17 protein-coding genes are annotated in these 18,745 nt (G+C 61.6%); 13 read left to right on the forward strand and 4 right to left on the reverse strand.

What is annotated here, in order from left to right; all coding sequences use genetic code 11:
* Positions 1 to 54 precede the first annotated feature (54 nt).
* Complete coding sequence (locus tag Q1A06_RS08925; RefSeq protein ID WP_299561799.1) at positions 55 to 1,449, forward strand: pyridoxal-dependent decarboxylase; 1,395 nt, start codon at positions 55 to 57, stop codon at positions 1,447 to 1,449.
* Here Q1A06_RS08925 and eda read toward each other — a convergent pair.
* The 3 genes from eda to Q1A06_RS08940 form a co-directional block, all read right to left on the reverse strand.
* On the reverse strand, positions 1,446 to 2,081 hold the full coding sequence (gene eda / locus Q1A06_RS08930; protein WP_299561802.1) for a bifunctional 4-hydroxy-2-oxoglutarate aldolase/2-dehydro-3-deoxy-phosphogluconate aldolase: 636 nt from the start codon (positions 2,079 to 2,081) through the stop codon (positions 1,446 to 1,448). The two genes, Q1A06_RS08925 and eda, sit on opposite strands and share 4 nt — an antisense overlap.
* A gap of 4 nt (positions 2,082 to 2,085) precedes the next feature.
* Positions 2,086 to 3,894 carry a phosphogluconate dehydratase gene (gene edd / locus Q1A06_RS08935; RefSeq protein WP_299561805.1) on the reverse strand — a complete coding sequence of 603 codons (1,809 nt, stop codon included), beginning with the start codon at positions 3,892 to 3,894 and terminating at the stop codon, positions 2,086 to 2,088.
* A 592-nt stretch (positions 3,895 to 4,486) separates the two neighbouring features.
* Complete coding sequence (locus tag Q1A06_RS08940; RefSeq protein ID WP_299561808.1) at positions 4,487 to 6,007, reverse strand: hypothetical protein; 1,521 nt, start codon at positions 6,005 to 6,007, stop codon at positions 4,487 to 4,489.
* A gap of 399 nt (positions 6,008 to 6,406) precedes the next feature.
* On the opposite strand from Q1A06_RS08940, the gene Q1A06_RS08945 reads away from it, so the two are divergent.
* Both Q1A06_RS08945 and Q1A06_RS08950 read left to right on the forward strand, forming a co-directional pair.
* The gene (locus Q1A06_RS08945; protein WP_299561811.1) at positions 6,407 to 7,456 is read left to right on the forward strand and encodes a hypothetical protein; all 1,050 of its coding nucleotides are present in this window, start codon (positions 6,407 to 6,409) and stop codon (positions 7,454 to 7,456) included.
* Positions 7,453 to 8,679 carry a GNAT family N-acetyltransferase gene (locus tag Q1A06_RS08950; protein ID WP_299561814.1) on the forward strand — a complete coding sequence of 409 codons (1,227 nt, stop codon included), beginning with the start codon at positions 7,453 to 7,455 and terminating at the stop codon, positions 8,677 to 8,679. Before Q1A06_RS08945 ends, Q1A06_RS08950 begins: the two co-directional genes overlap by 4 nt.
* A 96-nt stretch (positions 8,680 to 8,775) precedes the next feature.
* On the opposite strand, the gene Q1A06_RS08955 is transcribed toward Q1A06_RS08950, so the two are convergent.
* Complete coding sequence (locus Q1A06_RS08955) at positions 8,776 to 9,384, reverse strand: LuxR C-terminal-related transcriptional regulator (RefSeq protein WP_299562081.1); 609 nt, start codon at positions 9,382 to 9,384, stop codon at positions 8,776 to 8,778.
* Positions 9,385 to 9,479: 95 nt separating this feature from the next.
* Here Q1A06_RS08955 and Q1A06_RS08960 point away from each other — a divergent pair, with 95 nt between their 5' ends.
* The 10 genes from Q1A06_RS08960 (at position 9,480) to Q1A06_RS09005 (ending at position 18,743) form a co-directional block, all read left to right on the forward strand.
* A complete protein-coding gene (locus tag Q1A06_RS08960; RefSeq protein WP_299561817.1) occupies positions 9,480 to 10,682 on the forward strand; it encodes a substrate-binding domain-containing protein in 1,203 nt (400 codons plus the stop codon).
* 56 nt (positions 10,683 to 10,738) lie between these two features.
* Positions 10,739 to 11,506, forward strand: coding sequence for an ABC transporter ATP-binding protein (locus Q1A06_RS08965; protein ID WP_299561820.1), 768 nt, complete (start codon positions 10,739 to 10,741; stop codon positions 11,504 to 11,506).
* On the forward strand, positions 11,503 to 12,207 hold the full coding sequence (locus Q1A06_RS08970) for an ABC transporter ATP-binding protein (RefSeq protein WP_299561823.1): 705 nt from the start codon (positions 11,503 to 11,505) through the stop codon (positions 12,205 to 12,207). Before Q1A06_RS08965 ends, Q1A06_RS08970 begins: the two co-directional genes overlap by 4 nt.
* 8 nt (positions 12,208 to 12,215) lie before the next feature.
* Entirely contained in the window at positions 12,216 to 13,205 is a 990-nt protein-coding gene (locus Q1A06_RS08975) for a branched-chain amino acid ABC transporter permease (protein ID WP_299561826.1), read from the forward strand.
* A gap of 7 nt (positions 13,206 to 13,212) precedes the next feature.
* A complete protein-coding gene (locus tag Q1A06_RS08980; protein ID WP_299561829.1) occupies positions 13,213 to 14,313 on the forward strand; it encodes a branched-chain amino acid ABC transporter permease in 1,101 nt (366 codons plus the stop codon).
* 14 nt (positions 14,314 to 14,327) lie between these two features.
* A complete protein-coding gene (locus Q1A06_RS08985; protein ID WP_299561832.1) occupies positions 14,328 to 14,963 on the forward strand; it encodes a nucleoside/nucleotide kinase family protein in 636 nt (211 codons plus the stop codon).
* A gap of 141 nt (positions 14,964 to 15,104) precedes the next feature.
* Positions 15,105 to 16,331: a glutathionylspermidine synthase family protein gene (locus tag Q1A06_RS08990; protein ID WP_299561835.1), complete on the forward strand. Its 1,227-nt coding sequence runs from the start codon at positions 15,105 to 15,107 to the stop codon at positions 16,329 to 16,331.
* Between the two features lie 42 nt (positions 16,332 to 16,373).
* Positions 16,374 to 16,955, forward strand: a complete 582-nt coding sequence (locus Q1A06_RS08995; protein ID WP_299561838.1) for a DUF1190 domain-containing protein — start codon at positions 16,374 to 16,376, stop codon at positions 16,953 to 16,955.
* 247 nt (positions 16,956 to 17,202) lie between these two features.
* Positions 17,203 to 17,793 carry a TetR/AcrR family transcriptional regulator gene (locus Q1A06_RS09000; RefSeq protein ID WP_299561841.1) on the forward strand — a complete coding sequence of 197 codons (591 nt, stop codon included), beginning with the start codon at positions 17,203 to 17,205 and terminating at the stop codon, positions 17,791 to 17,793.
* Between the two features lie 5 nt (positions 17,794 to 17,798).
* Positions 17,799 to 18,743: an EamA family transporter gene (locus Q1A06_RS09005; protein ID WP_299562084.1), complete on the forward strand. Its 945-nt coding sequence runs from the start codon at positions 17,799 to 17,801 to the stop codon at positions 18,741 to 18,743.
* Positions 18,744 to 18,745: the final 2 nt, after the last annotated feature.

Genomic DNA, 18,745 nt, shown 5'->3' on the forward strand with positions numbered 1-18,745 from the left:
CGGAAAGCCGATGGCGCGGCGGTGGTGCATGAAACCTGAGTGTAAGGGGACACGATGAACTGGGACGATTTCGCACATTGGGGCCGCCAGATTGCCGACTGGGGCCGGGATTATCACCAGGGTTTGCGCGCGCGGCCCGTACGTGCGCAGGTCCGCCCCGGTGACGTCGCGGCGCAGTTGCCCGAAACGCCGCCGGAGTTGCCCGAAGAAATGCAGCAGATCTTCGGCGATTTCGAGCGGATCGTGATGCCCGGCATCACTCACTGGCAGCACCCCCGCTTCTTCGCCTACTTTCCCGCCAATGCGGCTCCGCCCTCGATGCTGGCGGAGTTCCTCGTGACCACGCTGGCGGCGCAATGCATGCTGTGGCAGACCTCTCCGGCGGCCACCGAAATGGAAACGCGGATGCTCGACTGGCTTCGGCAGGGGATCGGACTGCCCGACGATTTTCATGGCGTCATCCAAGACAGCGCGTCATCGGCCACGCTCGCGGCGGTGCTGGTCATGCGCGAACGCGCGACAGGCTGGAGAGTCAACGAGCAAGGCCTGGGCGCGCAGGGACGTTTGCGCATCTATGCGTCCGCAGAAGTACATTCCTCGGTGGATCGCGCGGTATGGGTGGCCGGTATCGGACGCGAAAATCTGGTCCGCGTCCCGACACAAGGACCGTTACGTGGGATGGACCCCGCCGCCCTGGCCGATGCGATCAAGGCGGACCGGGCGGCGGGGTTCATTCCCGCGGGCATCGTCGCTTGCACCGGCGGCACCGGCACCGGCGCGTGTGACGACATCGCAGCCACTGTCGCGGTCGCCCGGGCCGAAGATCTGTATCTGCACGTCGATGCCGCTTGGGCGGGGGCGGCCATGATCTGTTCTGAATACCGCAGCCTGTGGGCCGGCGTCGAGGGCGCGGACAGCGTTGTGTTCAATCCGCACAAATGGCTGGGCGCGCAGTTCGATTGCTCTGCGCATTTCATCCGAGACCCTGAGGCGCTGGTCAAAACGCTGGCGATGCGGGCAGATTACCTGCTGACGCCCGGCGCACAGGACATCATCGACTATTCCGAATGGTCGATCCCGCTGGGTCGTCGCTTTCGGGCGCTCAAGCTGTGGTTTCTCATTCGCTCCTACGGGATGGAGGGCCTGCGCGGGCGCATCCGCAACCATGTGAACTGGGCCGAAAATCTTGCTGCACGGCTTGGCGCGCTGGACGCGTTCGAGATCGTGACGGCGCCGGTCCTGTCGTTGTTCACCTTCCGGTTGACGGGGCAGGATGACGCGGCACAGCTTGGCTTTGTGGAGCGGTTGAACAACGACGGGCGCATCTATGTCACCCAATCGAGGGTGGCCGGCGCGGTGGTCATCCGGTTCCAGATCGGTCAGTTCGACTGTACGCAGGCCGACATCGACGTCGCCTTTGATGTGCTGACCGAACTTGCGCGCGCCTAGGCGCGCAGCTTGGACGCGGCGCGGGCGCGGGCTTCGATCTCGTCCCATTTTTGCGCTGTGACCAGATCGGCGGGCGCGATCCAGCTGCCGCCCGCGCACACGACGTTGGGCAAAGAAAGATACGCCTGCGCGTTTTGCGGGCTGACGCCGCCCGTGGGACAAAACGAAATGCCGGGCAATGGGCCTCCGAGACCTTTGAGAGTAGTGATGCCCCCCGCCCCTTCGGCGGGAAAGAACTTGAGGATGTCATATCCCTTCGCGTTCAGTCGCATCGCCTCCGTCGCGGTCGCAGCTCCCGGCAAAAACGGCAGCTTCGCCCCAGCGCAGGCATCGAGCAGATCGTCAGGCGCACCGGGAGAGACGCCGAACGTCGCACCGGCAGCCACCGCAGCGGTCACATCGTCCGGCGTGACCAAGGTACCCGCGCCGACATAGGCGCCCTCGACACGGCTCATCGCGCTGATCACGTCAAGCGCGCAGGCGGTGCGCAGGGTCACTTCCAGAACCGGCAGACCACCCGCGACCAGCGCCCGTGCAAGCGGTTCGGCATGTGCCAGGTTATCAACCACAAGCACCGGAATGATCGGCGCGATCTCGGCCAGCTGGCGGATGTGAGCGTGCGTATCGGTCATCGGGTCAACTCCAGAAAACGCTGGCACCGCTTTCTGCGGCACCGACAGCAGTGCGGAACGGTGCGAAAAGTTCGCGGCCCGTTCCGAAATGATTATCGCCAAGATCGGCGGTGACGGCATCGCGGTCAAGCACACCGTCCGTCAGAATGTCGAGCGTTCCCCTGACCGCATCCACGCGTAGCATATCGCCGTCGCGCAGTTTGGCGATGGCGCCGCCGTCCAATGCTTCGGGGCATACATGGATCGCCGCAGGCACCTTGCCGGACGCGCCCGACATGCGGCCGTCGGTGACAAGAGCGACCTTGAGGCCCCTCCCCTGAAGGATCCCCAGCATCGGCGTGAGGCTGTGCAGTTCGGGCATGCCGTTCGCTTTCGGCCCCTGAAAACGCACTACGACGATTACGTCCTGCGTCAACTCGCCCGCCTTGAACGCCGCTTTCGCCGCTTCCTGATCGTGGAACACGCGCACCGGTGCCTCGACGACATGGTGCTCCGGCGCGACTGCGGAAACCTTCATCACCCCGTTGCCCAATGTGCCTTCCAGCCGCTTGAGCCCGCCCGTCTTTTGAAAAGGGTCTGACGCAGGGCGCAAGATCGCGGGGTTCAGGCTTTCCTCGGGACCCGCACGCCATGCGACGCCGCCCGCCTCGAGGAATGGCTCATGCGTGTACTTCTCAAGCCCCCCGTCCGCGACGGTCCTGGTGTCGGGATGAAGCAATCCCGCCTCAAGAAGCTGACCGATCAGATATCCCAGACCGCCCGCCGCGTGGAAATGGTTCACATCCGCAAGCCCGTTCGGATACACCCGCGCCATCAGCGGCACCAGATCGGAGATGTCGGAGAAATCCTGCCAGTCGAGCACGATTCCTCCGGCCCGCGCCATCGCGACCAGATGGATCAGCAGGTTGGTGGAGCCGCCGGTTGCCATCAAACCGACCATCCCGTTGACAAAGGCCTTTTCCGTCAGGACCTCGCACACCGGCGTATAGTTTTCTCCCAGATCGCTCAGGGACAACGCCTGTCGCGCGCTTTGCACCGTGACCGCATCGCGCAATTCGTTGCCCGGATTGATGAAACTGGTGCCGGGCAGGTGCAGGCCCATGAACTCCATCAGCATCTGGTTGGTGTTCGCGGTGCCGTAGAATGTACAGGTTCCGGGGCTGTGATAGGCCGCCATTTCAGCCGCCATCAATGCGTCGCGGCCGACTTCGCCGGCTGCGAATTGCTGCCGCACCTTGGCTTTTTCGTCGTTCTCAAGGCCGCTCGTCATCGGACCTGCGGGAATGAAAACCGCCGGCAGATGACCGAACACCTGCGCGCCGATCACGAGGCCGGGGACGATCTTGTCGCACACACCCAGAAACACGGCCGCATCAAAGGTGTTGTGGCTCAGCGCCACGCCTGCGGCCATTGCAATCACGTCGCGCGAAAACAGACTCAGCTCCATGCCCGCTTCGCCCTGGGTCACGCCATCGCACATCGCGGGCACCCCCCCTGCCACCTGCGCGGTGTTGCCATCCGCGCGCACGGCGTCTCGGATCAGCGCGGGATACCTTTCGAACGGCTGGTGCGCCGACAACATGTCGTTGTACGCGGTGACGATACCGAGGTTGGCGGCCTGCCCCTGCGCCAGTGTCTGCTGGTCCGGGCCGGCGGCCGCGAAAGCATGCGCCTGTCCGCTACAAGACAGGTGGCCGCGCGACGGCCCTCTGTCTCGAGCCGCTTTCATGCGGTCGAGATATTGCGACCGCGGTGTCTGGCTGCGTTCGATGATACGGTCAGTCACATCGCGGAGTGTTTGGTTCAGCGTCATTTGGCGTTCCATCCATTTACTTGGCGTTACTGCCGATCAGTTAGCGCTAACATAGCAGATACCCTGCCTCTGTGAAACCCATGAATACACATTGGCTGATCGGGACACGCTGCGTCTCATCGGCGGCCGGAGACACATGCAGACGCAGAAGGCATGATCGCATTGGTCAGGGATCCGCCCGATCGCATCCAGGGCCGTTTTTCTGGATGTATGGTTCATCCCTTTGATGATACTCCTGCTCCCCCCGGCTACGCAACGTATAACGAGGATAAGCGCAAGAGTATGAAATCCCAAGCCGTGATCGGCGCGGGCGTGTGCTGCAAGCAGCCTTGTCATCACTGCAACAGGCCGCAGGGTGTACCGCCGCAGTTCAAGCCATGCGTCAAAAAGAGGGGTCGGTGTCCGCACGCCCACCTATGGGGCGGACACTCATCGGTTTGCAGTCCGCTTCGTTTGCTGCCGGATCGCGTTTGTGGCGCTGGATATGAATGTGATCCCTTCGCCCATGTCGTGACGCAAGGTGCGAGGTCCCGAAAACGCAGATGGCGGCCCGAAAGCCGCCACCGCAAACCGTCAAGAAAAACGGTTGTGATCAGATCAGGTCCGCGCCGGTGCCGCCGGCGGTCGCCGTTCCCCAATTGTTTTCCTCGGTCTCGTCGATATCCTGTGTCATAAGCGCCAGTACATCGTCGACCGAAGTGCTCTCCTGCGCCTCGACATCTTCCGGATAGGCCGAGAACGGCGGCAATGTATCGGCTGCCGCAGAGGCATGTACGCCGCTCCACTGACCGTAGCCGCCGGTTGTACCACCGGAGCCAGATCCCTTCGTACCCCCGAGACCGAAGCCCCACGTGCCACCGAAACCGAAGCCCTTCGTGCCGCCCGAACCGGACCCCTTCGTGCCGCCGAAGCCGAAGCCCCGCGTACCGCCTGAACCGGAGCCCCACTTGTTGCCGAAACCCGAGCCCCATTTGCCCCCGAAACTGAAGCCTTTCGTGCCGCCCGAGCCGGACCCTTTCGTGCCGCCTGAGCCGGTGCCCTTTGTGCCGACCGATCCGGTACCCTTCGTGCCGCCGGAGCCGGTGCCTTTCGTGCCGCCCGAACCGGACCCCTTGGTGCCGCCCGAGCCGGACCCCTTGGTGCCGCCCGAGCCGGACCCCTTCGTGCCGCCGGTGTCATCCGGGATTTCGTCTGCGGTTTCTTCCTGCAAAACGCCATCGCTCAGGATCTCCGGCGTGCCGTCACCGGAATTAACGACAAGGGTAAGGCTCGAAAGATCGACATCATCCAGCGACAAAGGACCATTGTCCGACCAAAGCGTGAAACCGACCGAGTTGACGGCGCCGTCCGTTGATCCTTCACTTTGGCCAAACTGAACAGCCGCATCGTAAGCGCCGGGAACAGCCGTGCCGTCCGGCAGCTCACTGACTGAATCCGCGTTCGCCTCGAACCCTGTCACCGGCAATGAAAGCGGGTCCGGGAAGAAGTTCAGCCCCTCAAGAGTCGCGTTGTTGGAGAAGTTGAAGAATACGCCGTCGATATCTGCCGCGCCATTCTCAAAGGAAGTGGCACGCAGGCTCATGAAAAGCTGGCCTTCGGGGGTCTGCGTGACAGAAACGGTCACTTCCTGCCCGTTATCGAAAATGAGCGATTGAGTGAGTTTACTATCATCGGGCGTGTTGTCCGGTGGTGTATCCGTTCCCTTCGTCCCACCGGAGCCTGATCCCTTCGTACCGCCGGAGCCGGACCCCTTCGTCCCGCCGGAGCCGGACCCCTTCGTCCCACCGGAGCCGGACCCCTTCGTACCGCCAAATCCGAAGCCCTTCGTGCCGCCGGAGCCAGACCCCTTCGTACCGCCATATCCGAAGCCCTTTGTCCCGCATGCGCCGGAGCCGGACCCCATCGTATCATCGGTATTCGTTTCGCGGTCACTGGGGTTGAAAAATTTTTTCGACAGGTTGGAGTCGTACCACTTCGCGAAGGCATCACCTTCCACGCCACCATTGTGATAAGATTTCGTTGCGCTCGCGGAATCGTGGCTGGTTCCCCGGGTCCCGCCGGAGCCGGATCCGTGGTTCGTCTTCCAGCCCTTCCAATTGTATCGTTTCGACATGGTAATATCCCCTCAAATGTCTGGTCAGCCGGACCCTAAACCCCATGACGCGCCCGATATTGATCGGAGATTTACGTCGCCAGCCTGATGCAACTGGGTAGCCAAGTCGTTCATTTGTGACAAATATTTTGGATAAATCGGTCGAAATTGCGGTCGATAGCTGCGCCTTTTGGAAACAGTGAACTTCCAAATCCGATATTCGCGCCAGACCTTAATCAATGAGCGGAGCGAGGGTCACATTCCTGCCGCATTCGGGTGATTCGCCGTTACTGAGTGCCGCAGACCTTCAAATTTGCGCCATATTTCCACGCTATACCCAGAACCTGAAAGACAAGTTTCGGGCGACGGCAATCACCGCGGTCGGCAAATGTACAGGCCGTGGAACGGAGCGAAAAACCAATGAGCGAGAACACCAACCGGGAGCGATTGGCCAAGCTGGTGGCCTGCGCCGAAAGCCACTTCGGAGAGAAGGTTCTGCGCACCTCAGCACCGGGCGGCGAAGGCCGGGCAAGCTGGCGATTCGAGCTCGAGAGCCGCTCGATCATCGCAACCCTGCGTCCCAATTTCAGACGCACGCATCTCGAAGCGATTGCCCTGACAAGGATCGGTCAACATTGTGCCGACATTCCCCAATGCCTTGGTGTCGTGGGCGAAATCATGTTTCAGTCGGATGTCGGCGGCCGGCGGCTCAACCAAGAAATCGTCAAGTTCAACCGCACGCGGCGCACCGAGGTCGCCCACGAGGCGGTTGCGGCAATCTTCCGCATCCAATCCGCCGCACGGCGCGCTGAATTGAACGAGACGATGCCGCACCTAGGCGTGAACAGCGACTGGATCGAAAATTTTATTGGTGCGATCTCCGCGCTCGAACCCTATTCCGCGGGGCGCTCCGCGAATGTCGACCGTGCGGCACTGGCCGAGAAAATCGCCTGTCCCGCAACCCAGTTCGTCAAATGGGATTGCCGGTCGGGCAATGCCGCCATCGGTGATGATGATCGCCTGCGCTGGTTCGATTTCGAATATGCAGGCGTGCGCCACGGGGCCGAGGATGTGGCATGGCTGATCGGCGACGAGGCGTGGCCGCTCGGACCCGAATTGATGCAGCAGCTCGTCGTCGACGCCTTCGATCCGAATGGCGGGCACGAACTGGATCCGTATCTGGACTATCTGTCGCTCTACGTGACCTTGCATTGCGTTCAGCGGTTCAAGCTGATCCTCAAGGAAGTCCACAAACGCGGCTGGCTGTCGAAAACACGGGTGCGCAAATATGATGATGCGGGGGTCCACCCCGAATTCGCCGCACAAATCTGCGAAGTAGGTGCCTATTTTGCGCAGCGCACTGCGCTGACAGCCCTCATCGGGCGCGATTTCGAGGACGCGCGAAAAGTGTTCGACGAGGTTCTGCGGAACGGCACTGCGACTGTCGCAAACGTGGGAGTACCGGCATGAATAGTCTCGTTCCGGACAGAAAGGCGAAGACGCGGCTGCGCGCCGCTTTCATTGATACATTCGCTGAATTCGAGGAAATCGAGAGCGACTGGAAGGCGCTCGAGGCGCAAGATCCCGAAACGACGTTCTTTCTGTCTTGGGACTGGATGGCTCAGGCGTTCCGCGGCAATCTCTATAGATGGAGCGTACTCGTCGTGCGTGATCGCAATGACGGCGACAGGCTCGTCGGTGTGCTGCCGCTGAAATACAACGTTCACTGGAGCACGACGCGCGGCGAGTTCCAGACCCGGATCGAAGCCGGGGGGCGTTTGATCTTTAGTGAATATACCGGTTTTCTTTGTGATGCGCGCACCGAGCGTGCCGTCTTGCAGAGCATGGCGGACGCCCTGCGCGTGATGCCGTGGTCAAGGCTGTCCCTGCGCTATGTCGCGCAACAGCGGCGTGCCGAAATGTTCTGCGCCCAATTCGAGCGGCTTGGTTTTCCCGTGGCCTGGAAGGAATACCGCATCAACAAGGGAGAGACGGACAATCTGGTCTGTCCGCGCGTTCCCCTGCCCGAGACGTTCGAAACCTATCTGCAAGATTGCGTCAGCGCCAACACACGCCAGCGCTACCGCCGGTTCAAGCGCAAGTACTTCACCGACGGATCTTACCGCTTTACACATTGCAGCGCCGAGACCTTCGATGCGGATGTCGCCAAGCTCATGACGTTCTGGAAGGAAAAGTGGAGCCCAGACAAGGGTAGCGGTACCGCATCCAAGGTAGCGGCGAATTTCCGGCGCGTACTTGAAGCCGCACTCGCGACAGACGCGCTTTTCCTGCCGATCCTGTGGCGGGACGATACACCGCTTGCCGCGTTGGGCCATGTCATGGATCCTCGGAACGGCACGATGCACTTCATCATCGCGGGCCGCGACACCACCGCCGAAGAGCCTTTCATCGGTGCTGCATTGCATTTTCACAGCATTGAATGTGCAATCTTGCTGGGATGTCAGTCCTATGATTTCGGGCATGGCGACGAAGCGTACAAATTCAGCTACGGTGCCGAGAAGACCCGGCTGACGTATTTTTCGATCTCGCGCCCTGAGGGAAGCACGCACGAAGTTTTCGATTCGATCAGTACGGGAGCCGCCCTGAGGCGGATCGAGGCATTCATCGGGGCGGGCAAATCAGACGAAGCGCGCCGCGCCTGCCGACAACTTTCACAGACCTTCACCGGATAGTTCACCGGCTGCCGCGCGTCCGGACAGACGAGCGCGCCTGACTACGATTGGCATCGTTCGACCCATTCGGAATCAAACGCCGTTTTCGTGCCGTTTTCAGGACGCGCTGAACGCCGAAACGACGTGATCGCCGTCGATCCAGCCCATCGAATGGAACAGGGCGCCGGTGTTGTTCACGCCGAATTTGCGCAGCAGCTTCGCGCGGTACACTTCGATCGTGCGGTGCGATATCTCCAGCTGCAACGCGATCTCCTTGCTGGTCAGCCCGTCGGACAAATAGCTGAGTATTTCGCGTTCGCGCCGGGTCAGCGGCAGATAGGGCCGCTCTGTACTGAGGTCCGCAAAGCTCCAGACGGCACGGCCCAGAGGCGCGTCCGGCGTAAAGGAGTGGCCGCGGACCCGGCACCAGAACAGCGTACCATCCTTGCGGGCCATGATCCTCTCGTCCCAATAACGGTTCGTCTCGCGCAGCTGCTTGACCCCGCGGTCGCGGATGTTCACGAACTCCTCGTCGCTCGGATACAGGATGGCGAACAGCTCTCCGGCAAGATCGTCCACCTCATAGCCGAACATATGCGCAAACGCGATGTTGCAGGCCCGGATGACCCGGTTCTCAGTGACGACCAGTCCCACCGGCGCATAGGTGAACGCGAGCTCCGCAAACCGTCCCTCTTCATAGCAATCGTCGATAGGTATTATCACTATCTTGCTCCGGCCGATGATATCCTGAATGCTGTCAGACACGTAAACGACGGAGAAGGTGCGCGCAACAGCGGCCCCCGTCGATCTGGGAGGATACAATGAAAAAACTCACGCGGCTCATGGCAACCCTTGCCACGTCGATTGCCCTGACGGGTGCGGCGGCGGCACAGGATTCAATAAAGATCGCGCTGGTACACGGGCTGTCCGGTTCCAGCTTTGAAGCATTCTCGAAACAGGCCCAGACGGGGTTCGAGCTGGGGCTGGAATACGCCACCGAAGGCACGAACGAAATCGACGGGCGCCCGATCGAGGTGATTATCAAGGATACCCAGTTCAAACCAGATGTCGCACGCGCCGTACTGGCCGAAGCCTACGGTGATGACGAGGTTTTGCTTGCCGTCGGAGCGACGTCCTCGGGTGTGACCAAGGCAATGCTGCCCATCGCGGAAGAATACGAAAAGATATTGATCGTCGAACCTGCCGTCGCTGACAGCCTGACCGGCCCCGACGGCAACCGCTATGTGTTCAAGACCTCGCGCAACTCGTCGATGGATATGCAGGCGCAGGCACTCGCGCTGAATCCCGACGAGAATCTCTTTGTCGCGACCCTTGCCGAAGATTACGCGTTTGGCCATGACGGCATCGAAGCGTTCAAATCGGCGCTCGACGGCTCCGGCGCGACGGTCGTGACCGAAGAGTACGTTCCGCAGGGCACCGCCGACTTTACCGCCGCGACCGAGCGGATGTTCAACGCGCTCAAGGACCGCGAAGGTCGCAAGGTCATTCTAGTCTATATCGCCGGCGGCGGCGACGCACCGGGCAAGATTCAGGCCCTGGACCCCGACCGCTATGGTATCGAGATTTCCATGGGCGGACACATCCTGCCGGTTCTGCCGACGTACAAGCGGTTTCCCGGCCTCGAGGGCGCGGTGTACTATTACTACGAAGCCTACGACAACGAGGTGAACAACTGGCTGGTCGAGGAGCACCAGAAGCGTTTCGATGGCCCGCCAGACTTTTTCACCGCTGGCGGCATGGCTGCGGCCCTCGCCGTTGTGGAGGCGCTGAAAACTGCCGAGAGCTATGAGACAGAAGATCTGATCGCGACGATGGAAGGCATGTCGTGGGAGACGCCTAAAGGAACGATGACGTTCCGCCCAGAAGACCATCAGGCGCTGCAATCGATGGTGCACTTCAAGATCCGCGTTGACGAAAACGTCGACTGGGCAATCCCCGATCTGGTGCGGATCATCGAAGCGGACGAGATGGACATTCCCATCGGTCGCGACAACAGCCAATGATCCCTGACCGGCCCGCCCCGCGCGGGCCGGAAACCCCTCTGACCTAAAGTACCCCCATGCCACAGACATCTCTCTCCACCACGGACCTGACGATCCGTTTCGGCGGCCATGTCGCGGTCAACCGTGTCTCCTGTGATTTTCACCCCGGGGAGACGACCGTGATCGTCGGCCCCAATGGCGCGGGCAAGACCACCTATTTCAACCTGATTTCCGGACAGCTAACCGCGAGCGAAGGATCGGTCCGCAAGGGCGACACCGACATTACCCGCATGTCGCCCTCGACCCGTGCCAAGCACGGGCTGGGCCGCGCGTTTCAGCTGACCAACCTGTTCCCGCAGCTTTCGGTGATGGAGAATATCCGTCTGGCCGTTCAAGCGCGCGCGGGTGCCGGATGGGGGCTTTTCCGCTCCGCCGCAAGCCTGACCGGCCTGAACGAGACCACGCAAAGATACCTCGAAGCCGCCCGTTTGGGCGATAAAGCGGCGATGCCAGCCGCCGCCCTGCCCCACGGCGACCAACGCAAGCTGGAGGTCGCCCTGTTGATGGCGATGGAACCCGACATCTATATGTTCGACGAACCCACTGCCGGGATGTCGCTGGACCAGGCCCCCGCCGTTCTGGACCTGATCGCGCAGATCAAATCCGACCCGAAGAAGACGGTGCTGCTGGTCGAGCACAAGATGGACGTGGTGCGCGCGCTCGCCGACCGCATCATCGTACTGCACAACGGCGAGCTTTTGGCCGATGGCGCCCCGGACGAGGTGATGTCGAGCCAGATCGTCCGCGACGTCTATCTTGGCACCGCGACGGAGGAAACGGCATGACGATCCTATCTGTGCGCGATATGAAAACCGACATCGGCCAGTATTCGGTGCTGCACGGTGTCACGTTCGATGTGCCCGAGGGGGGCGTTTTCGTCCTGTTGGGCCGCAACGGCGCGGGCAAGACAACGACGCTGCGCTCGATCATGGGGCTGTGGCAGCCCTCACCGGGATCGGTGCAGTTTCAGGGCACCGACATCGCCGGCATGGAGACAGCCGACATCGCCCGCAAGGGCATCGCCTATGTCCCCGAAAACATGGGCATCTTCGGCGGTCTGACCGTTGCCGAGAACCTGATCCTCGCCACCGGGAAGGGCACGTTTGACAAGACCCGCCTGCGCCGCATTTATGATCTGTTTCCCGCGCTCGAACAGTTCTGGACCAAACAGGCGTGGAGCTTGTCTGGGGGCCAGAAACAGATGCTGTCGGTCGCGCGCGCCATTATCGAGCCGCGCGCTCTTATCCTGATCGACGAGCCGACCAAGGGCCTTGCGCCCTCGATCGTCGCGGCAATGGCCGATGCATTTCGCGAGACTGCAAAGGACACGACTATTCTGCTGGTGGAGCAGAACTTCAACTTTGCCCGCGCATTGGGAAGAGACATGGCGGTGATCGACGACGGGCGCGTGGTGCATCAGGCCAGCATGGCCGAATTCGCCGCCGACACCGATTTGCAGGGCCGTTTGCTCGGCCTGTCCGCATGAGGGGCTTTATGGACAAACTAACCGATACGCTGGGCCGCTACGGCGGCGTCAATCTGCTGCCGCTCGCGCTTGCGGGGGTCGCGTTTTTCCTGATCGGGGCGCCGTCGTCCTGGGTGACGCTGACGGTGGCAGGCCTGTCGATGGGGATGATGGTATTTCTCATGGCGTCGGGTCTGTCACTCGTCTTCGGGCTGATGGATGTTCTGAACTTTGGACATTCAGCGTTTGTCAGCTTCGGTGCTTTCGTCGCCGCTTCGGTGCTCGCGCTGCTGGGTGGCTGGCTGGACGGCGGGCCACTGCTGGCCTCTGCGGCGCTGGCGCTCGCGCTGATCGCGGCTATCGCCTTCGGGCTCGCCGCGGGTCTCTTTTTCGAGACCGTGATCATCCGACCGGTCTACCGCGACCACCTGCGCCAGATCCTGATCACGATGGGCGCGCTGATCGTATCCGAGCAGATCATCCTTGCGATCTGGGGCGGCACACCTATCACCGTCCTGCGCCCGCCGTTCCTGGAGGGCGCGTGGATCATCGGCGACGTCAGCATCGAGATCTACCGCCTGTTCGCCTTTGTCCTTGGTGCGGCGGTGTTCGCCGGTCTGATGGTCCTGCTGAACAAGACACGCATCGGTCTGCTGATCCGCGCGGGCGTCGAGAACCGCGAAATGGTCGAGGCGCTGGGGTTCAAGATCAACCGCCTGTTCATCGGGGTGTTCATGCTGGGTAGCGCGTTGGCTGCTTTGGGCGGCGCAATGTGGGCCGGGTACGAAACCTTGATCACCCCCGCTTTGGGCGGCGAAATGATGATCGTCGTGTTCATCGTGGTCATCATCGGCGGCCTCGGCTCGATCGAGGGTACGCTTCTGGGTGCGCTCATCGTGGGGCTGACTGCCAACTACATCGGCTACCTAGCCCCGAAACTGGCGCTGGCGTCGAATATGATCCTGATGATGGCGATCCTGATGTGGCGGCCCAGCGGCCTGCGCCCGGCGGTCAAGTGAGGCAGCTATGAAACAGTCCATAGGATCTTTGACCGTCAAATCTGCGATGCTCGTCATCGCAGCCCTGCTGCTGTTCGCGCCGTTCCTGTTTCAGGACATCCGCGCACTGGAAGTCGCCGCACGCATCTGCATCTTTATCGTGCTGGTGGCCAGCTACGATCTGCTGATCGGCTACACCGGCATCGTCAGCTTTGCCCATACGATGTTCTTCGGCTTTGGCGCCTACGGGTCGGCGATTGCCCTGAAACAGATGGGTCCGGGGTGGGACGCCGTGGCGCTTGGCACCGTTGCCGGTGTAGTGGTGTCATTGGTGATCGCCGCCGCCATCGGGTTGATCAGTCTGCGGGTGAAAGCAATCTTTTTCGCCATGATCACCTTGGCCGCCGCGTCCGTTGTTCTGGTGCTGGCCTCCCAACTCAGCCAGATCACCGGGGGCGAAGACGGCATCACCTACCGCACGCCGGACCTGTTCAAGACCGCGACAAAGCTCGCGGTAGACGAAGACGGCAAGGTCGTGCGCTGGTTCGGAGTCAAGCTGAACGGCAAGCTGGCGGCCTACTACTTCGTCTTCGCGACGTCGCTGGTGCTGTTCCTGGCGATGCTGCGGATCACGGTTTCGCCGCTTGGCACCGTGCTCAAGGCGATCCGCGAGAACGAGGCACGGGCCGAGGCGATCGGGTACCGCGTCGTCGCCTACCGTACTTTCGTTTTCTGCCTTTCGGCCGTCGTCGCGTCCATCGCCGGATCGGTCTATGCCATCTGGCTGAAATACACCGGGCCGGACACGGCGTTGTCCTTCGCGATCATGATCGATATTCTATTGATGGTCGTCATCGGTGGCATGGGCACGATGTGGGGGGCGGTTATAGGTGCCGTCCTGATGGTCATGGCGCAGTATTACCTGCGTGATCTGATGGGGGCCGCATCCGAGGCGGTGGCCGGTATCCCGTTGCTGCCAGAGCTGTTGGCGCCCGACCGCTGGCTGTTCTGGCTGGGGATCATCTTCATCCTGCTGGTCTATTTCTTTCCCAAGGGAATCGTTGGTACTTTGACGGCGAAAGGTGCCCGCCCGCCTGAGCCGCTTGAGGGTCCTGTGGGGGTGAAGTAGCAGCGGGAGGCCGCATGGATACCACGGATCCGCCGCTTGCAGATATGGTCGCGGCCATTCGCGCCGCGCCAATATCGGGACGCCGGCGTCTTGTGGCCCTCGCCGGCCCGCCTGCCAGCGGCAAATCGACCCTCGCGGCCTCGCTTGCGACAGACCTTACCTCAGCGGGCACAGCGACGGTGGTGGTGCCGATGGACGGTTTTCACCTGCACAATCGCGTATTGCGTGACCGGCATCTGATGGACCGCAAGGGAGCGCCGCAGACCTTCGATGTACAGGGACTCGGCGCGCTGGTGCGCCGCCTTAATGCCGAAGACGAAGTTTTCTTTCCGGTATTCGACCGCGCGCGCGACATCGCGATCGCGGGTGGTGGAATGGTCGGCCCCGATTGCGAAACGGTGGTGATCGAAGGCAACTACCTTCTGTTCGACGCGCCGGGGTGGCGGACGTTACAGGCATATTGGGATTTCTCTGTTCGGCTCGATGTCCCGTTGGACGCGCTGAAAGAACGGCTCGTCGCGAGGTGGCTCGCACATGGTTTGCCTGCGGCACAAGCGCATCGGCGTGCATCGCAAAACGATCTGGCGAACGCCCTGTTGGTTACGGGCGCACCCTTGCCCGCCGATATAGTCGTTTCGGGTTGGGCCTGAAAACCGGGGACCTCGCACCGGCAGCGACATGCTGACGGCATGTATCCGGTTGCACTTCCCGCGCGGGCAGTCGTTCATAGGTGACTGGTTGCCAGCGGAAAACCCACGTAAACAATCTGTCTTATCCGCAAAGGAGCTTGCATGCACAGAATCGACCTGCCTGAACGGCCCGGCTGGCGCGACCATGCCCAGGACGTCGGGTTTACGTTCGCCGACATGCACGGCGAGCCCTACTGGGATGAAACCTCGGCCTATGCGTTTTCGCTCGACCAGATCGAAAACGATCTTGAGGATCCCGCGACCTCCCTGCATGCCATGTGCCGCGAAGCAGTGGCCCATATTGTCACCAGCGAAGAACTGATGGAACGGCTTGCGATCCCCGAAGCGTACCGCGATCTTGTCGCGGACAGCTGGCAACGGGACGATCCTGAAATATACGGACGTTTCGATTTCGCCTACGACGGACAGGGTCCGGCGAAACTGCTTGAATACAATGCGGATACACCGACGTCGCTCTACGAGAGTGCCGCCTTCCAGTGGCAGTGGCTGGAAGACCAGCTTGCCGCAGGGGTGTTGCCTCAGGGCGCAGATCAATTCAACGGCGTGCACGAAGCCCTCGTCGCGCGGTTCGCGGCGGTCTTCGAAGCCCGAAGTGATCTGCATTTCACGGCGGTTGCCGGAAATCCGGAAGATTACGGCACCGTCGAGGCGATGGGATGGGCCGCGCGCGAAGCAGGTCTGGGCGCGCATTACTGTGACCTCGACAAGATCGGTTTGAGTGATGACGGCCAGTTTCTCGACGACGAGAACCGCCGCATCGCCGTGTTGTTCAAGCTCTATCCGTGGGAAGACCTCCTGCGCGACGACTATGCCCGACACATTGCGGGTTCGGGCTGTTTGTTTCTGGAACCGGCGTGGAAGGCACTGCTGTCGAACAAAGGACTGTTACCTGTGCTGTGGCAGATGTTCGAAGGGCACCCAAATCTGCTTCCCGCATTCTTCGAACAGGACATCGCTGACGCCATGTCGGGCCGGGGGGCCGTCGCGCCGGACGCGGCGGAGGCGTTTGAGCGAGTCCGGGCGCAGCTGGCGGCGGGACATGTGCGCAAACCGATCCTGTCGCGCGAAGGGGCATCCGTCACGATCTTCAAATCAGGCGAGATCGTCGAGCAGGCGAAGAATACCGACTATGCCGAACATCCCCGCATCATCCAGGCCTATGCGCCCCTGCCCCGCTTTGACAGTTTTCGACCGGTCATCGGTGCGTGGATCGTGGGCCGTGAATGTGCCGGTATCGGGATCCGCGAGGACCGCTCGCGGATCACGCAGGATTTGTCACGCTTCAAACCGCACTATATTACGGCGTGAGACACCCAATCTCTCGCCCACTGGAAAAGAAAGCAGGATGCCATGACCAAACGTTCCAACCGTGTCGCAATCGCGATCATCGGCGCCACCGCCTTTACGCTGGCGGGCTGCCGTGAGGAAACGGTCGACGCGGCCGCCTTTCCCGACCTGCAAAGCTGTACGGATGAAGCCACATCCGCCGGGCTGTTTTCCGCACAGGATTGCGAGGAGGCGTTTGCGCAGGCCGAAACGCTCCATGCCGAATCCGCGCCCCGGTACGACAGTCTTGAGGTGTGCGAGGAACAACACGGCGCAGGCGCCTGCGGCTCCGAAGCGCAGGCCACGCAGGGCGGATCCGGAGGCATCTTCATGCCCCTTCTCGCGGGCTATCTTATCGGCAACATGGTGAGCGGTCGGGCTGGAATGTCGGCGGGCCAACCGCTTTACAAGACATCGGATGGACGGTTTACCAATGCGGCGCGCTCCAGCACATATTCGACCAACAAAGGATCGGCAAAGCTGGGCACCGCCCAGTTCACGCGCCCCGCTTCGACTATCGGAAAAACGCCGATGTCGCGGGCAACGGCAAGTTCACGCGGTGGCTTTGGCAAATTCGGCGGCGGACGCACAGGTTTCGGCGGCTAGGATCGTGCACCGACCTCTCTGTCGGCGGCGTCAGCGCGTTCGTGATACAAAAGGAGGTACGCTGCTCTGGAGTGCGGACTGTGGGAGGCGGCGCGACGGGCTCGGCGGTGCGCGGGACTCGAATCCGTGGGAGCAATCGTCCACGGCGTCTGATCCTTTCGCTCTCAAAACACCCCGGCCTCATTACGCGCCTCTTGACTTGAAGCGTGAATAGGTAGACTGGTCTACCTAACACGATAGGTGAACAATGATCTCTTCAAAGTCCAAGGCTCCCAAAAGTGCAAGGGACCGCTTGCTACAGGCGACGGCAGTTCTTTTCTACAATGATGGAATCGCAGCCACGGGAATCGATGCCATCACGAAACACGCCGGCGTCGCGAAGCAAAGCCTGTACAACAACTTTGCGTCGAAGTCCGAGCTGGTGGAAACGTACATCGAGATGCGTCACGCGGAATGGCTTGGCCTGCACACTGCACGCGACGCGGCAGCTGTCGGCCCGATCGAAAAGATCCTTGCCGTTTTCGATGCCTATGATGACCATGCCAGCTTTGCCTACGTGCGCGGCTTTCGCGGATGCGGACTGCTCAATGCGGCGGCCGAGCTTTCGGCGGGCGATGCCGGGCGTACCGCCGTGCGACGCCACAAGGAAGAGGTCGAGGCGATCCTGACCCGGCACCTGCAAGAGCTTCTTCCCGCTGAGACGGACCGCGCCGACGCACTGGCCGCACAGGTGGCATTCTTGCTTGAGGGCGCGATGACACGCGCGGGCCTTGAAGGTGACAGCAGCCGCCTGCGCCAAGCGCGCAATATGGTACGCGATATGTTGAACGCGCTGTGACCGCTGTGGACCCGAATACCGCGCGTCAGCAATTGGTCGGCGCGTGCCTTTGCATGTTTGCCGCTATCGCGTGGGGCACGACCGGAACGGCGGCCACATTCGCGCCCGATGTCAGCCCGCTCGCCATAGGCGCTGCTGCGATGGGCATCGGCGGCCTTCTGCAAGCTTTCATCGCCAGACGCGGCATCGTGGCGCACAGGGTTGGCCTTCGCGGGCAAAAGGCGTTGCTTGTGATCGGCGCGCTGTCCGTCGCGGTCTATCCTCTGGCTTTCTATGCGTCGATGCGCCTTGCCGGTGTTACCATCGGAACGGTGATCTCGATCGGGTCCGCGCCGTTGATCTCTGCCCTGATCGAGAACAGGTTCGACGCACGACGTCTCACATCGCGCTGGGGCGTCGGAGCCGGAATCGGTCTGACCGGAATGCTGCTGCTGAGCATGTCGGAAGGCGCTTCTCCCACTGCGGAGAGCAGAATTCTTCTCGGTGCCTTGCTGGGTCTGGTCGCGGGGGGCACCTACGCGCTTTATTCCTGGACGTCGCAGCGCATGATGCATCGCGGACTGCCCTCGCGCGTTGCGATGGGCGCGACGTTCGGTCTTGGCGGACTATTACTCCTGCCGGTTCTGTTGTTGACCGGCGCACCCTTTGCTGACAGTTCCGGCAATCTTCTGGTGGGTCTCTACATGGCGGTGGTGCCGATGTTTCTAGGCTATATCGCGTTTGGCGGCGGGTTGGCCCGCGTTCCCTCCAGTACCGCGACGACGATCACCCTGTTCGAGCCCGTCGTTGCCGCGATGCTTGCCATCTACATCGTGGGCGAAAGCCTTCCGGCGAGGGGCTGGCTCGGCGTGGGAATGATAATCGTATGCCTTGCCTGGATGACTGCCCCGATGCCCCGACGAAAGCCCCGCGCGATCGATGTTTCAACGGTTTCCCTCCGCTCGCGGTAGCG

The sequence above is a fragment of the uncultured Sulfitobacter sp. genome (genome assembly GCF_947497275.1).
Lineage (GTDB): Bacteria > Pseudomonadota > Alphaproteobacteria > Rhodobacterales > Rhodobacteraceae > Sulfitobacter.